This is a genomic window from Streptomyces sp. NPDC058525 (assembly GCF_042719495.1).
Lineage (GTDB): Bacteria > Actinomycetota > Actinomycetes > Streptomycetales > Streptomycetaceae > Streptomyces.
Genome location: NZ_JBHXNP010000082.1, coordinates 15,004 through 28,215 on the forward strand (window position 1 = coordinate 15,004; position 13,212 = coordinate 28,215).

At 72.5% G+C, this 13,212-nt stretch carries 18 protein-coding genes; 1 reads left to right on the forward strand and 17 read right to left on the reverse strand.

Annotated features, from left to right (window positions below):
• Nucleotides 1–40: 40 nt before the first annotated feature.
• From ACFWP3_RS30470 to ACFWP3_RS30540, 15 genes are all read right to left on the reverse strand, one after another.
• Nucleotides 41–814 carry a DUF317 domain-containing protein gene (locus ACFWP3_RS30470; RefSeq protein WP_384227378.1) on the reverse strand — a complete coding sequence of 258 codons (774 nt, stop codon included), beginning with the start codon at nucleotides 812–814 and terminating at the stop codon, nucleotides 41–43.
• Nucleotides 811–1,005, reverse strand: a complete 195-nt coding sequence (locus ACFWP3_RS30475) for a hypothetical protein (protein WP_384227380.1) — start codon at nucleotides 1,003–1,005, stop codon at nucleotides 811–813. Before ACFWP3_RS30475 ends, ACFWP3_RS30470 begins: the two co-directional genes overlap by 4 nt.
• A gap of 20 nt (nucleotides 1,006–1,025) precedes the next feature.
• Nucleotides 1,026–1,856, reverse strand: a complete 831-nt coding sequence (locus ACFWP3_RS30480; protein ID WP_384227382.1) for a DUF317 domain-containing protein — start codon at nucleotides 1,854–1,856, stop codon at nucleotides 1,026–1,028.
• Nucleotides 1,847–2,212 carry a hypothetical protein gene (locus ACFWP3_RS30485; RefSeq protein WP_384227384.1) on the reverse strand — a complete coding sequence of 122 codons (366 nt, stop codon included), beginning with the start codon at nucleotides 2,210–2,212 and terminating at the stop codon, nucleotides 1,847–1,849. Before ACFWP3_RS30485 ends, ACFWP3_RS30480 begins: the two co-directional genes overlap by 10 nt.
• Before the next feature lie 99 nt (nucleotides 2,213–2,311).
• Nucleotides 2,312–3,094, reverse strand: coding sequence for a DUF317 domain-containing protein (locus ACFWP3_RS30490; protein ID WP_384227386.1), 783 nt, complete (start codon nucleotides 3,092–3,094; stop codon nucleotides 2,312–2,314).
• Nucleotides 3,091–3,474, reverse strand: a complete 384-nt coding sequence (locus ACFWP3_RS30495) for a hypothetical protein (RefSeq protein WP_384227388.1) — start codon at nucleotides 3,472–3,474, stop codon at nucleotides 3,091–3,093. The genes ACFWP3_RS30490 and ACFWP3_RS30495 overlap by 4 nt, the downstream gene beginning before the upstream one ends.
• Before the next feature lie 38 nt (nucleotides 3,475–3,512).
• A complete protein-coding gene (locus ACFWP3_RS30500; protein ID WP_384227390.1) occupies nucleotides 3,513–3,749 on the reverse strand; it encodes a hypothetical protein in 237 nt (78 codons plus the stop codon).
• Nucleotides 3,746–4,534 (reverse strand): hypothetical protein, encoded by a 789-nt coding sequence (locus ACFWP3_RS30505; protein ID WP_384227392.1) that lies wholly within the window; start codon nucleotides 4,532–4,534, stop codon nucleotides 3,746–3,748. The genes ACFWP3_RS30500 and ACFWP3_RS30505 overlap by 4 nt, the downstream gene beginning before the upstream one ends.
• A 10-nt stretch (nucleotides 4,535–4,544) precedes the next feature.
• A complete protein-coding gene (locus ACFWP3_RS30510; protein WP_384227394.1) occupies nucleotides 4,545–5,195 on the reverse strand; it encodes a hypothetical protein in 651 nt (216 codons plus the stop codon).
• Nucleotides 5,192–6,058, reverse strand: coding sequence for a relaxase/mobilization nuclease (locus ACFWP3_RS30515; RefSeq protein ID WP_384227397.1), 867 nt, complete (start codon nucleotides 6,056–6,058; stop codon nucleotides 5,192–5,194). Before ACFWP3_RS30515 ends, ACFWP3_RS30510 begins: the two co-directional genes overlap by 4 nt.
• Nucleotides 6,059–6,158: 100 nt before the next feature.
• Complete coding sequence (locus ACFWP3_RS30520) at nucleotides 6,159–6,575, reverse strand: hypothetical protein (protein ID WP_384227399.1); 417 nt, start codon at nucleotides 6,573–6,575, stop codon at nucleotides 6,159–6,161.
• A 105-nt stretch (nucleotides 6,576–6,680) separates the two neighbouring features.
• Nucleotides 6,681–6,941: a hypothetical protein gene (locus ACFWP3_RS30525; RefSeq protein WP_350325246.1), complete on the reverse strand. Its 261-nt coding sequence runs from the start codon at nucleotides 6,939–6,941 to the stop codon at nucleotides 6,681–6,683.
• 440 nt (nucleotides 6,942–7,381) lie between these two features.
• Nucleotides 7,382–9,178, reverse strand: coding sequence for a hypothetical protein (locus ACFWP3_RS30530; protein ID WP_384227401.1), 1,797 nt, complete (start codon nucleotides 9,176–9,178; stop codon nucleotides 7,382–7,384).
• On the reverse strand, nucleotides 9,175–10,317 hold the full coding sequence (locus tag ACFWP3_RS30535; RefSeq protein WP_384227447.1) for an AAA family ATPase: 1,143 nt from the start codon (nucleotides 10,315–10,317) through the stop codon (nucleotides 9,175–9,177). The genes ACFWP3_RS30530 and ACFWP3_RS30535 overlap by 4 nt, the downstream gene beginning before the upstream one ends.
• A gap of 192 nt (nucleotides 10,318–10,509) precedes the next feature.
• Nucleotides 10,510–10,731 (reverse strand): hypothetical protein, encoded by a 222-nt coding sequence (locus tag ACFWP3_RS30540; protein ID WP_191869161.1) that lies wholly within the window; start codon nucleotides 10,729–10,731, stop codon nucleotides 10,510–10,512.
• A gap of 312 nt (nucleotides 10,732–11,043) precedes the next feature.
• On the opposite strand from ACFWP3_RS30540, the gene ACFWP3_RS30545 reads away from it, so the two are divergent.
• Entirely contained in the window at nucleotides 11,044–11,280 is a 237-nt protein-coding gene (locus tag ACFWP3_RS30545) for a hypothetical protein (protein ID WP_053627885.1), read from the forward strand.
• A gap of 13 nt (nucleotides 11,281–11,293) precedes the next feature.
• On the opposite strand, the gene ACFWP3_RS30550 is transcribed toward ACFWP3_RS30545, so the two are convergent.
• Together ACFWP3_RS30550 and ACFWP3_RS30555 are read right to left on the reverse strand one after the other, a co-directional pair.
• Nucleotides 11,294–12,448, reverse strand: a complete 1,155-nt coding sequence (locus ACFWP3_RS30550; RefSeq protein WP_384227403.1) for a hypothetical protein — start codon at nucleotides 12,446–12,448, stop codon at nucleotides 11,294–11,296.
• A complete protein-coding gene (locus ACFWP3_RS30555) occupies nucleotides 12,445–13,209 on the reverse strand; it encodes a glycosyltransferase family 2 protein (RefSeq protein WP_384227405.1) in 765 nt (254 codons plus the stop codon). The genes ACFWP3_RS30550 and ACFWP3_RS30555 overlap by 4 nt, the downstream gene beginning before the upstream one ends.
• Nucleotides 13,210–13,212: the final 3 nt, after the last annotated feature.

A 13,212-nucleotide genomic window follows, 5' to 3' on the forward strand; every position in this document is an offset into this window, starting at 1 on the left:
GGGCGCGCTGTTCCGTGGAGGGGGCGTGGGACGAAAGGGGTCAGCGGGTGCGGCGGTGCAGCGACCCGCCGGGCGGCTGTGGCGGCTGCGGCGTGCCGGTGCGGTGGGCGGCGAGACGGTCGGTTCGGTCCCACAGGGCGGACTCGGCCTGATGGGCGGGTACGCGTTCGCGGGCGATACGGACGCTGTAGCGCAGGAAGGGCGCCATTGCCTTCTCGTCACGCAGCAGCGGCTCGGTGGAGACCATGCCGGCGAGGACGGCGGCGGACAGGTGGGGCGGGGTGTGGTCGGAGAAGTACGCCCGCCAGGCCGGACGGGCGGTCGGTTCGGACGCTCCGGGGCCGTCGTGGGCCGTGACCTCGATGTGCAGCGCGCCGAGCGGGTGCCGGGAGACGGTGACGAGTCCGTCCGGGGAGGAGATCTGGTGTTCCAGGACGGAGCGCTTCCACCTGGCGTGCTCCAGGATCTGCATCGGATCGGCGGGGTTGTCGGCCGCGTTGGTGGTGAGGGCGTCGGTTGCTGCGGCGACGATCTCGGCCGGGGTGCGGGCGCCGAAGCGCATGGTCCACGCCTTCTCGGTGCTGCTTCCGGTGTGGTGCAGGGTCCACCAGTGCTCGTCCGGGTCCGGTGACAGCAGCAGTTCGGCCTGGCGGTCGCGGCGGGTGAGCCGTACGACCGGGCTGAGGGGGATGTGGGCCGACTGCCAGCGGAAGGCCTTTTGCAGCGGGGCGGTCACCCATCGCGGATCCCCGCCGCCGGCCAGGTAGCGGGGAACGAGCTGGGCCAGCACCGGCGGCTTCTCGGCCCCGCTCACCGCTGTGCGCCTTCCCTGAGGGAGAGGGCGATGTGGTTCGCGGTGACCGTACGGCGTGCGACGGCGAGTTCGAGGTTGTCGGCGTGCGTGGCGAACAGGCCGATTCGTGCGGAGCGGAGGACGGCAAGACGGGCGGCAATCTCCTGGTGGCCGGGGACGGTGGCGTTGCCGGAGGGGACGGGTTGGGGCACGGGCGGGCCTTTTCGAGGGTTCAGGGGCGGGATGCGCGGGAGGATGACGGGCTTGCTGGGGCGGCGGCCGGGGCCGGCAGGCGGGTGGTGAGACGGGTGCGGCGCTGGGTGCGTGCTCGGGCCCGGGCGGCGTCGATGCGGGAGAAGTGGGCTTCGACCGCCTGCTCCGGGGTGAGCGGGCTGTTCTCCTGCCGGGCGGCGTAGTGGTCGAGGTCGTGCATGCCGCGCAGGCCGGGGGCGGTGGAGACGAGCTGCTCGGCCAGGCCGGCCATGAGGTGGTCCGGGACCGGGCCGCTGATCCAGATCTGCCAGATCGGGGGGCCGCTGTGCTCGGGCTGGGCCTCGATGCGCCACGCGAGGTGGTCGGGCGAGTCGTTGAAGATGGGGCGCAGTTCGGCTCGGATGGTCAGCCTCGGGTCGGGCGAGAGGGCCTCGCCGGTTCCGTCTGGGCGGAGGTCTACGCTCCAGCCCGCCTTCTGCATGTGCCCCCACGGCCCGGTGTCGCCTCGGCGAGGGCCGTCGAAGAGTCTGTCGGTGAATCCGGCGATGATCTCCGTCGGCACCATCCGGTCGAAGGAGGCGTTCCACGTCCAGTCGACGGAGTGGATCCGCCACCAGGAGCCGGAGGCGAACGGGTCGATCACCATGTGGTGTCGGCCCTCGTCAGGGCCGGTGAGGGCGATCCGTGGATCGCCGGGGGCGGAAGTGAGGGTCCACCCGGCGGCGAGCAGGGCGTGGGTGACGTGACGGAGGTCGCCGGGCCCCGCGAGGTGGCGGGGCGTCGTCTCGAAGGGGATCTTCGTGTGGTGGTCGTTGGCGTACGAGGCCCGCTGGGCGGGGCTTAGTGCCACGGGGCCGTTTCGGCGGGGCTCGTACGGACGGGCGCGGTGCGCAGGGGTTCGAGGGTGAGGTCGAGCAGGCGCAGGTCCTGCAGGACGAACGCGGCCTCGATGTATTCGCCCAGGGTCGCCTCGAGGGTGTCGGTGCGGGGGACCGTGGTCTCCTGGGCGAGGTAGCGGGCGATGCCGCGCAGCGCTTCGCCGAGGCGCACCGCAGTGCCGGTGTCCGCGTCGACGAGTGCCGCGATCAGGGCGAGGGCCTCAGCCGCGTGTGGGCCGGTCCGCAGGTAGGCGGTAAGGAGGTGCAGGGTGTGCGCGGAGGCACGGATGTCCTCGGCGGTCAGCCGGGTCGTGTGTCCGTCAGTCATCAAAAGCTCCAGGGGATTGAGGCCGGTTCAGCGGCGCTGGGGTGTAGGGCCGTGGCCGGGAGGGGGGTACGCCGGAGCGGGCGGCTGAGGCCGGGCGATTCATCGGGTTTTTGCGTAGCCGGACGTCTTGGCGCCGGTGCGGGAGGAGACCCAGTTGCGGCTCCATGCCGCGGCGCGGGCGGCGGAGAGGCGGGCCTGCTGCCAGGCGCCGAGCTGGTCGGGCAGGACGGACACGGAGGTGACGCGGATCCGGTTGCTGAGCGGGACGTGTCCGAGCGGGCGCATCACCGGCTCCGGGTCGGCCAGGGCCGTGGTCAGGGACTGCACCAGGTGCAGCGGCGTGCTCGCGGTGGCCTGCGCGTTCCATACGGGCCCGTGCTCGTTGCGGGCGCCGACCCACCAGTGGTTCTGGCTTCCGTCACCGCCGGGCTGGACGTACTGCACGACGGCGTGCCGGTCGGGGCTCTGAGCGACGAAGTAGTTGTCCTGCTGCATGCTCCAGGACTTCTCGGTGAGCGGCGCCCACACGTTCGGGGCGTGCGCCGAGCGCGGCTTGGTCAGCGCATCGGTCAGGCCCGCCACGATCTCCACCGGGGTCTGCGGGGCCAGGGTGACCTGCCAGGCCGGCTGATGTCCGTGCGCGGCACCGTGGACCTGCCAGCCGCCCGGCGGCTGATAGGCCACGCGCACCATCTGGTCGGGCGAGTCGAAGGCGAGCATCGTGCCGGACTGGCCGGCGATGTCCTTCCACCCCGACGCGCGCAGGAACTCGCCGACGTGGCGCAGGTCTCCGCCGCCGGCCAGGTAGCGGGGCTCGACCAGGTAGTGCTGCTGCGCCTGCTGGGCCTGGCCCCAGCCGGTCCACTGCTGTCTCTTGCTCACCGGTGCCTCCCTCGCGCCACCAGGGCGGTGGCCTGCGTGGCGGCCGGTGAGGACGTGGTCAGGGAGCGGCGCGAGGCGATCTCCTCGAACACTTCCTGGTGTTCGTCCAGGTCGAGGCCGAGGTCGTGCAGCGTGTTGGCGGTGCGCCCGAGTGCCAGCCACATCTCCCCAGGGAAGACGCCGCTCTGGGCGTGGTGCTTGGTGACGTAGGTGCCGGTGCCGACCAGGGCGGTCAGCCTGCCGAGGATGCCGTTCTCGGAGTCCAGGACCTGCTGGAGGATCTGTGCGGCCTGCTGGGGCCCGGCCTGGGACAGGTGCGCGGAGAGCTGGTCGAGCTGGCGGGTGATGCTGCCGGTGAGCGTGGCGGCGGGTGGGGTCATGGGCGGTCCAGGGGGCTGTGACGTACCCCCGACGGTGGTCAGCGGGGCTGGCGGTGGATGGAGGCGGCCGGAGGTGCGGTGCGCGGCGGAGGCGCGAGCCGAGGCCGGTCGGGACCTGCGGCCTTGACGACGGCGGCGCGCAGGTAGCTGCGCAGCAGGAAACGGGCGAGCCGCGGCCGGGTGGCGGCGTTGAGCGGTGGGACGCGCGGCCGGTGGCCGGTACTGCCGACGGATGGCTGGGCGTGGGCTGGGTGGTGCCGGGGCGTAGGGGTCACCGGGCGCGGGCGGCGGTCCGGGCACCAGGCGGGGGAGTGGGCAGCGTGGCCTCCGCGGCAGGACGGACGGCGGCGCGCAGCACGGTGGCGAAGCCGAGGCGGGCGAGGCGGGCGCCGGCAGCCTGGACGGCGTGGGCCTGGGCGCGGGTGTCGTCGCCGGAGAGCACATAGGCGCCGGCCGGGGTGTTCCACGCGAACCCTTCGGAGACCAGGGCTTCGGCTGCGGGCCGGGCGGTGGTGACAGCCGCGAGGGAACCGTCCTCGAGCCAGGTCATCACCACCTGCTGCGGCTGAGCACCGGCAGAGGGCAGGGGCTGCGGGGGGTTCATCGCGTTGTGCCGGACCTGGGCGAGCGCGATGTCGTATCGGGGCAGCAGGTCGGCGGTGATGGCGCGGGCGGCGCGCTCGGCATCGGCAGGCACGGCGATCCCGTCCGGTTCGCGGACCCCGGCGAATGCCTCCGGGGCAGCGCCGGACGGAGCCATGGCGGCCACGAGGAACTCCTCGTCATGCCGGGGATGGAGGGTGACGTACAGGCGGGTGCCGTCGTCGCGGATGAGGTGGGCGTCTGCGCCCAGGGTGTACTCGGCGAGAGCGGCGACCACTTCGTTGAGGTCCCAGACCTCTTCGGCGTGCAGGAACTGGTCCTCGTGGCTCTGGTGTTGGTGGTGGTGCACGGTCCAGGCCCCGGGGAGTTCCTCGGAGAGGTTGGTGGCGAACGACTCCACGTCTCGGCTGTCGTCGTCGGGCAGGGTGCGGGGGGCGGGCATGGGCTCCTCGAACATGGGGCGGGGGTCATCGGGTCCGTCCGGAGGCGGTAGGGGCTGGTGCGGCCGGCGGGGCGGCGGGCAGTGAGGTGCCCGGCCTGGCTGGGGCCGTGGTGCGGTCGGCGAGCTCTGCGCGGGTGTGCAGCAGGTCGGCGGTGATGGGACCGAGGTGGTGCTCGGCCAGGTAGCGCATGCGGGCCGCGGCGTGCCGGTCCGCAGGTCCGCCGAGGCCGTCGTAGACGGCGGCAAGGGAGTGGAGGAGCTGGTCCAGGGCGGCGAGGATGCCGTCGTGCGCGGCGGTCACCTCCTCCAGCCGGTCGGATACCTCGGCCGGGCTGGCCGCCTCGCGGATGGCGGCGGCGAGGTTGGCGATGGACCGGCCGTCCGTGACGTAGCGGTCCTGAGTCGTCTCCGTCGCGTATTCGGCGTCGGCCTCGACCCGGTACCGCGCCGCCTGGAGCCGGGCGACGGCGAGCCGCGCCACTGCGGCCTGGTCCTCCGGCAGAACGGTCGGCGACATCCTGTGCCAAGTCGTGCCGCGCACCTCGCGGAGGAAGAGGGTGCGTTCCAGAATGCCGTGAGCCAGTCCATCACCGCCGCGGGCGATGATCCGGCCGGTGTCGATGTCCCGGGCGACCGTGACGGGTGCTGCCTCGCGAGGGGTCGCCGGCTCGTTCACCGTACGGCCGCCCGCGATGCGGCAGGTGCCTGTACCGGTCGGGCCGGCGCAAGGGCGGCCGAAGGCTCAGAGGGCTGGAGCCGGGAGGCGATCTCGCCCAGCTGCTCCTGCAGCCCGTACAGGCGGCGCGCTGCCCAGAACAAGTCCCTTGCCGCGGCTTTGGTTTGGTCGCCGGGTAGCGTGGCGGCCTGCCGACCGACCTCTTCCACGAGCTGACGCACTGTGGAGATCGGGCCGGACTGCTTGGCGGCGAGCTGCCGCAGGATTCCCGCGAGCGGGCCGGTCGCGGTCGGCACCCGCGGAGAGGCGACGTGCTCCAGCCCGGGCGCCCGGTCCCGGCGCGGGGAGTCCTGCCGGTGGCTGGAGCGAAGGAGGAGGTCGGCCTCGATGCTCCGCGCCTCGGCGACCAGGGTCTGAAGGAGGCGTCGGGGCTGGGCACTCCAGGTGCCGTCGAGGCGGATGAGGTTAGCGATCACGTCCAGGCGCCCGGGCTGAGCCTGGACGGCGATCCACTGGCAAGCCTGGTCGTCTCCGGGTGGCGCTATACCGGCGACACGGGCGATCCGGTATCCGATCTCGGACCACTCGGCGTGGTTCAGCTCCCGGTCCAGCGGATGCATGTGCGCGGTGACGTGGAGGATTGCGCGCCGGTCGCCGTCGGGCCCGGAGGCGAGCGGGTGCTTCAGCGACGGGTTGGCGAGATGGTCGGCCCACGTCGCAGAGCTCCAGGTCTTGTCCTCGTCGGGGGAGTGGTCCAGCCGGTTCGAATGGGCCACCACCGTGCCACCGGGCTCGGTGGTCGGGCCCTCGTTCAGGCTGATCTCCCGTCCGAGCGCCTCGGCGAGGGCATCCTCGGCGGTCACGTCACGGGAGTGGATTGCAATGATCATGGTCTCGCTCGGGGATTGCATTTTGAACGGATGGCAGAAGGCCCGCGCCTTCGGGGCGCCGGTACGGCCGTGGTCAGCGCCCGGGCCGGGTATCGGCGACGTGGACGAGCTGGTTGAGCGCGGTCAGGGAGTACCAGCTGCAGTCCACGACGTCCTCGCCGTCCCCGAGGCGCTTGACCAGGTACTCCCGCAGCGCCTTCTGGTGCATCAGGCACTCCGGGCACCGCTTGGACAGGTGCACCAGGTAGCGGGGGTGGGCCGTGACGTAGGAGCGGTCGCCGCCGTTGGGGTCGAGCAGCCGCCACCCGTCCTCGTCGGTCGGGGTGTGCCAGGAGGGGGCCACGACCCTCATCGCGTCGCCCCACAGCTCCCCGCCGGCGGCACCCTTGAGGATCACGACGTGCTCGCCGGGACGGAAGTGCTGGCGGGTGATGTCCCGCTCCGGGGTGAGCGGGTCGGGCGGCAAATACACGGGGCGGGTCTCGGGCACGGCGGTCCTTCCACGAAGACGCTGGGCGGCGGTGGAAGACAAAGGGTCCGGAGAATCCCCGGTTTCCGAAACCGGGACTTCGCCGCTATATTGCGCGCCGCGCGGCTACCGGAACGGGTTTTCCGTGGGCCGGTCGCGGTCGTCGGCGGCCTCCAGCAGCTCGGGAAGATCGCTCCCTTCGGCCTCGCGCTGGTCGACCCACCACCCGGCCCTCGTCAGCAGCCGGACCTGCTCCTCCAGCTGGGCCCAGTCGGCTTCGTCCCAGGTCCCTTCGGTGACCAGCGCGGTGTACGCGCGGGTCACCAGCTGGTGGCGGGTCCGCTCGCCCCAGCCCAGGATCTTTTCCGGCCCCTCCAGGGGCGGCATGTCGAACTGGGTTGCCCAGTTGGCGGCGGTGGCCTGTTCGTCCGCCCGCTTGGTGGCAAGCCACTCGGCCGTACTGGGGGCATCAGCCTGGTGATCGGCCCGCCAGCAATCGGTGCACTGCCGGGCGGCGAGCCATCGGGCGTATCCAGCGCGCTGGTCCGCCGAACGATCGGACAGATCACGGGTGCTGGTGTGTCCACAGCTGTGGAAGATCTCAAAGGACGTGGGGACCCCCGGGGAATTCCGTTTGATGGGCGTTATGTTCGAGGTCGGGCTGCTGGTCTGGGGCTTCAAATCGAGTGCCTTTCGTTGGCGGTTGGGGTGGTGGCCTGCGTCGCTGCGGAGGGTCGTGCATCAGGTGCACGATTCATGCGGCGGACGGAGGTGGTCTCGAGTGCTTGGCGGTGGTCTCGGGGGACGCTTCCGCCTTCTGCGTCGTCTCAGCGTGTCCTGCGGATGGCGTCTGTGGCCGCCGTGGCGATGGCGGCGGGAGCGCTGGAGGGCCGGGGCAGGTGCAGCACGGTGGTCCCCGGCAGATGGTGGGAATTCGCGGTGAGGGTGAGCTGGAGCACGGCGCAGCCGGCGGTCGTGAGCTGCTTGACGCGGGTGACGGCCTGGGCGGTTTCGTCGCTGCGGTACCGGGCGTCGGTGACGATCACGAGGAGGCGGCCGGCGCCGGGGAGGCTGAGTGCGAGGCCGTGGTCGAGTGCGTCGATGGCGTCGCCGAGGTTGTGGGCGCCGCCGTTGGCATCGAACGTCGTCACGCGCTCCGGTGCCCGGTGGGTGGGCCGGGTCAACGCGGTCAGGTGCCTGTCGTAGGCGATGGTGGCGGTAAGGGAGTCGGGGTCGGTGAGGGCGGCTGCACGTGCCACGATCCAGGCAGCGGACGCGACGGGCGCGCAGGCGGCACGCATGGAGCCGGAGACGTCCACCGCGATACCCACACGCAGCGGCGGGGTGGGGGTATTCCGGCGGCGGGTGTGGTTGAACGGTTCCGCGGTCGGGACCGACCCGGCCGCACGCTGGGCGTCACGGGCGAGGGCCGCGCGCATGTTGAGGCGGCCGGGCGGGGTGGGGCTGGTGATCCGCTCCTCGGTCCGCTCGCGGTAGGCGGCGGCACGCAGGGCGCGGCTCAGGCGCGAGGCGGCACTCTGCTCGGCGGCGGTCGGCCTGCGGGTGCCGGTGACCGGGTTGCTGCGGGGCGCCGGTGTGCCGTCGGGGTTGACGGTGCCGCGGGCGTTGAAGACCGACTTGGCGGTGGCGGCGGCTTGGCGCCGCTGGCTGGCCCGCTGGGCGCGGTCCTGTGCCCGCGCCTGGGACTTCGCGGCCATGGCGTCGGTCGCTGCCGCCTGCGCCGCGAGGTCGGCGGCGTCGGTGGCGGCCGTGCTGTCCATGACGACCCCCACGGCGCCGGACAGCAGATCGGTGAGGTTCTCCGGCACGGGCAGGGCGGGGGCCGCGGTGTCCAGAACGTCGCACCATTCCTGGGCGTGCCCGAGCATGGTCGTGGCGTCGTGGTCGGCGCACTGGTGGGCTGCGGTCCAGATGCGGGTGAGGGTGGCCAGCAGGTCTGCGCCCAGCACCTTTTCGCACAGATCCGCGACGGCCCGGGTCTCGCCGGCGTCCAGGATGCCGACGTCGCGGCGGCCGAGGATCAGGGCCGCCACGCCGGCGGCGTGCTCGATGCCCTGGAGGGTGGGGTGAGCGATGTCGGGCATGACCAGGGTTCGGGCGCTGGTGCGCAGGTACGTGCGGTCCGTGGGCCGCCTGGTCAGGTGTGCGCCTTCGGCGCGGCTCTCCTCCAGCAGGAACGCGGCCTCGACGACACGGGGGTTCGCTCCGGCAGGCGGTGTCCAGACGGAGTGGGCCGCGTGCGCGGCCTCGTGGACGAACACTCCCCAGGCGGCGGGATACCGCTCCTCGTCGCCCACGATCCGCGGATGGATCTCGTGGGGCTGGAGCGGGGCGAACAGGCCGGCGTCGAACTCGACCTCGCCCAACGTGGGGTAGAACGCGGCCGGTGCGCCGCTGCGCGTGCCGGGGCGGCAGGTGACGAGGAGGTCCTGGCGGCCGGAGAGGGCGACCAGCCGGTCGCCGAGTTCGGCTCCCACGCGCAGCCACGCGTCCGGGGAGGAACGGGGTTGCGCGGGCGGGGCGCCGTCGTCGTCCCATCGTGCGAGGTCGGCGTCGTGGTCCGGCGTGGTGGCGGGGGACTGGACGTGGTGGTGGGCGCTCATCGCGAGCGGCCCCGGTGCGCGGAGACGGTGCTGCCCGGAGGCTTTCGGACGGGTGAGGCGGGGAGCTGCTTGCCGAGGGTGAGGGGCGCGATCTTCTTGACGCCGACAGCCTTGATGACGGCGTCGGCGACGGCGTCGCGATCCTCCAGAGGAGCGATGCCGACCAGGTTCGCGAGCGCGGCGTTGGTGCCGAGGACGGCCTCGGTCTTCTGGTAGCTGAGCAGTTCCCGTAGCTGGGGGGCCCAGCCCAGCTCACCGAGGTCGACCTGGCGGGAGAGGTGTCGGGCGACCCGGACCACCCGGGCATCGATCTTCAAGGCCAGGGCGAGGTCATAGTCCGTGCCGATCTGGATCTGCACGCTGAACCGGGACGACAGCGCCTCCGTCAGAACGGCGCCGTGGACGCCGGGGTTGTGGCCCGCGACCACGTAGAAGCCCGGCTCGGCCTTGATGGTCTCGCCCTTGTGGGCCTTGACCTGGATCTGGCGGCGGCCGTCCATCGCGGGATACAGCGCCGCCAGGACCTTCGGTGAGATCAAGGTGGCATCGTCGATCAGCAGGGCGCGGCCCTCGGTCATCGCGGTGACCAGCGGACCGTACTGAAAGACGTAGCCTCCGCCGTCGGCCTGCGTGTACTCGCCGATCAGGTCGCCGACCGTGGTGTCGCCGTCACCGGCGACGGTGAGCAGGTCCGGGAACGCCGCCTCGACCAGACTCGTCTTGCCGGTGCCCGGAGGGCCGTAGAGCAGCACCGGCACGTCGGCGTCGCGCAGGCGATTCAACGCCTCGACGTCGGGCAGATCGGCCAGCTCCCGGGGGTGGTAGAGCTGGCCCCCCGCGCGGCGGATCGGGCCGGTCTGCCTGGGCGTGGCTGCCGCGGGAGCGGCCGTGCGGGCCGTGGCCGCCTGGGCGCGGGGAGAGTGGGTGCCCGGTGGGCTGATCACAGCGGCCTGCGCGGCTGCGCCGGTCTTCGCGTTGGCGCGGAACTCCGGTTGTCCGGTTCCGCTTTGGTCGGCCTCGCCGCGTCGCACCAGGGTGAGGGCGGCGTTGCGGACGGCGCCGTGGGAGTGGCCCAGCTGCCTGGCCATGTCACCGATGGTGAGGGTGTCCGCAGGCCGGTCGGCCAGCAGTCGGGCCACCTTGGCACGTAGTTCGCCGCCCTTGGTGCGCGCTGGACTGGTAGGCGGTCCGGGTGTGGTCAAAACGGGCTCCCTTCAACAGGTGCGGGTGCGGGTGGGGTTGGCGATGAGCTGGAGAGGCTGGCCGCTCTCGGAGCGGCTACGGACTGTGCCGACATTGACGACCGGGCCAACCGGGGCGTACGTCGGCGCTCACCGGCCGACCGGGGGCTCGGTACAGGTGCAGGGGATGGCCGGCGACGGGTAGCTCGCTGGCTGCCGAGCAGGCCCGGGTGTCCGCTCCGTTCCGGGTTCCGTCGCTCGGCAGGCGCAGTCGGGCGTCTCTTCGAAGCCGTCCTGGAGCAGGATCCGCCGGGCGGCGGCGTTGTAGCCGGTGGTGGTGATCTCGCCGGTGATGGTGTGCCGGATCGTCAGGAACGGCTCTGCTGGTGTTTCGGGCAAGGCGGATCTCCTTTCGGTGGTGGCGGGAAAGCGGTGGGGTGTCGGTGCGGCGTGAGGGTCAGGCCGGGGTGGGGCCCTTCGCGGTCACCGTGTTCGTCTGGCAGCCGAGGAGTGGGTGCCGAGGGCGGGTACGGGCACGGACGCAACCTGGGGAGCATTCACGCGGTGCTGCGGAGGTCGTGCGGAGGCGGCCCGGGCGATGCGAGCCAGTCGCTCGGCCGCGGAGTTCCCCCGAGTCGGGGCGCTCGGAGAGGCGGTTTCGGCTGGATCGAGGGAGAGGTCCGCTTGCACGGTGAACCCACGTCGGCGGAGGTCATGGACGGTCTGCCGGGCGCGGCGCCGCAGGTCGTGATCGGGCTGGGTCAGCCGGAACAGATCCGATTTGCCCGGCACGGATTCGAACTGCTCGCGCTCCAGGTACCAGGCCGCGAGGTGGGAAGTGATGGCTGTGCTGGGACGGGCGACCACACCGTGCTCGGCGTGCAGCCCGAAATGGAAGTGCGGTTGCATGGGGCGTCCTGATGGTCGGGGAAGGTCATCGGCCGCGGGGCGTTCGCCCGACCCGGTCACCGGGGAGGGCGGGCGCGGCTGCGCCGGCCGTGGGAAGCGCGGGCCGGACCGTGGAAGCAGGGCCGACGGGGCGAGTGGCGTGTGCCTGGCGCAGTAGGGCCGGCGCGCCGGTCCGCCACCGGCGGAGGATCTCGGCTGTGCCGGGCTGCAGGGCTGGGGGCGAGGACGGCGCCGCTGGCCACGAGGGTTCCGCCACGTCCGGGTGAAGGAGCTGGTGGAGCCGATCTAGAGAGGCGGAGTCCTCGGCGCCCGCCACAGGGCGCACGCGGGAGAGGAGCGCAGCGGCGTGGGGGCGCAGTCGGCGCCACTCCACGGAGCTTTCTTCGAGGTACTGCTGCTGGGTGTGCCCGAGCGTGGCCGGGTCCAGGCGGGTGCCGTCGCTGTAGCGGCCGGAGTGCTGGATCGCCGTCCACGTCGCGTGGAGTTCCTCGAGCCTTCCGTGTGCCGCTTCGACGGCGGCCAGCAGTCGTTCGTGGACCGCCTGTTCGTACGCGGGCAGGAACGTGCCGGTGACCAGGCCGGCGGCATGGGCCGCGTCGGAGGGCAGCCCGATCGAGGTGGGGGCGTGCGGGTTGGCGTAGTTGTCGTCGAAGGTGGCGCCGGCGAAGGAGCCGAGCAGGTATTGGTCGGTGCTGCCGGGCCGTTCGGCCAGGAGGAGTTCGATGCCTGCGCCGTTGGTGAGCTGGGCGGCGTACGGGATGCGGATGTGCTCCACGCAGTCGATGAGTTCGCCCGCGTCCCACAGGAGGGGGACGAGGTCTTCCTGCCACACCGGGTGTGCGTAGACCTCGACCTTCACCGTCCACTGCCCGGGCAGGCCGTCGGCGAGCGCGGCGGCATAGTCGCCGAGGTAGGTGCGGGGGCCGCCGAAGAGGTGGACGCGGTGCCGGCGTGCGGTATCTGCGAGGGCGCGCAGGATGGGTGCGGCGGTGTCCACGTCGCGCAGGGCGTACGTGCCGTCGGGGCGCCGTTCGAATCCGGGCGTGAGCTGAAGTGCGGTGTTGGCCCAGGGGTACTGCTCGCCCACGGGGACGGCGACCAGGCCGTCGGCCGGGCTGACGGCGAGGATGATCTGTGCCTGGCCCCTGGAGCGGGGTGTCGTACGGTCGTCCATGCTCACGTCCGGCTGGTGAGGGCGTTGCGCAGGCCGTGCCCGAACGCGTGGGCATGGCGGCGGGCGGCCAGCTCCAGCTCCTCGTACTGCTCGCCGCGGGTCATCTGGCCGTCGTGCTTGCGGTACCGGTAGACGGGCAGCGGGAGCAGCACGCCGGGGGCCAGCGCGGTGACGCCGACGGCTGCCATGTAGTCCTCGCCCTGGACGAGCCCGCCCATGCCGCCGGCCGCGCGGACCAGGCGGGTGCGGGCCAGGATGGTCGTCGGCCCGACGGGGATGGTGTCCTGCGGTCGGGGCCAGTACGTCACCACGTCGCCGGCGGCGTGGTAGCCGGGCGGGGCCGGGCATTCCCACAGACGGCGGGAGCCGTCGGGCAGCCAGTCCTCGCTGTATCCGGCGACCCACCCGAGCTCGTCGGTGAAGGTCTCCAGGCGTACGCCCAGGCTCCAGTCGGGGAAGACGTCATCGTCGTCGGCCCAGTTCACGAATTCGGTGCGGACCTCGGTCAGGCCGAGGTTGCGGGCGCAGGCGGCGCCGACCGGTCGGGGCAGGGCGAGGATCCGGACCCGGGGGTCGGCGGTGATTGGGGCAGGTACCAGGGCGGGGTCGGCGCCGTCGAGGACGAGGACTGCCTCCCAGGGCACGGTCTGCTGGGTGAGGCTGGCGTGCATCTCCTGTAGGTAGGGCAGGCGTTCGGGGCGGAGCTGGGTGGCGATGACGACGGTGATCTGCGCGGCGGACAGGAATCTCTCCGGAGTGCGTTCCATGTG

Coding starts and splice junctions, on each gene's coding strand:
- ACFWP3_RS30485 (WP_384227384.1), bottom strand. CDS start 2,212: ATGACTGACGGACACACGACCCGGCTGACCGCCGAGGACATCCGTGCC.
- ACFWP3_RS30495 (WP_384227388.1), bottom strand. CDS start 3,474: ATGACCCCACCCGCCGCCACGCTCACCGGCAGCATCACCCGCCAGCTC.
- ACFWP3_RS30505 (WP_384227392.1), bottom strand. CDS start 4,534: ATGTTCGAGGAGCCCATGCCCGCCCCCCGCACCCTGCCCGACGACGAC.
- ACFWP3_RS30525 (WP_350325246.1), bottom strand. CDS start 6,941: ATGCCGCCCCTGGAGGGGCCGGAAAAGATCCTGGGCTGGGGCGAGCGG.
- ACFWP3_RS30530 (WP_384227401.1), bottom strand. CDS start 9,178: ATGAGCGCCCACCACCACGTCCAGTCCCCCGCCACCACGCCGGACCAC.
- ACFWP3_RS30555 (WP_384227405.1), bottom strand. CDS start 13,209: ATGGAACGCACTCCGGAGAGATTCCTGTCCGCCGCGCAGATCACCGTC.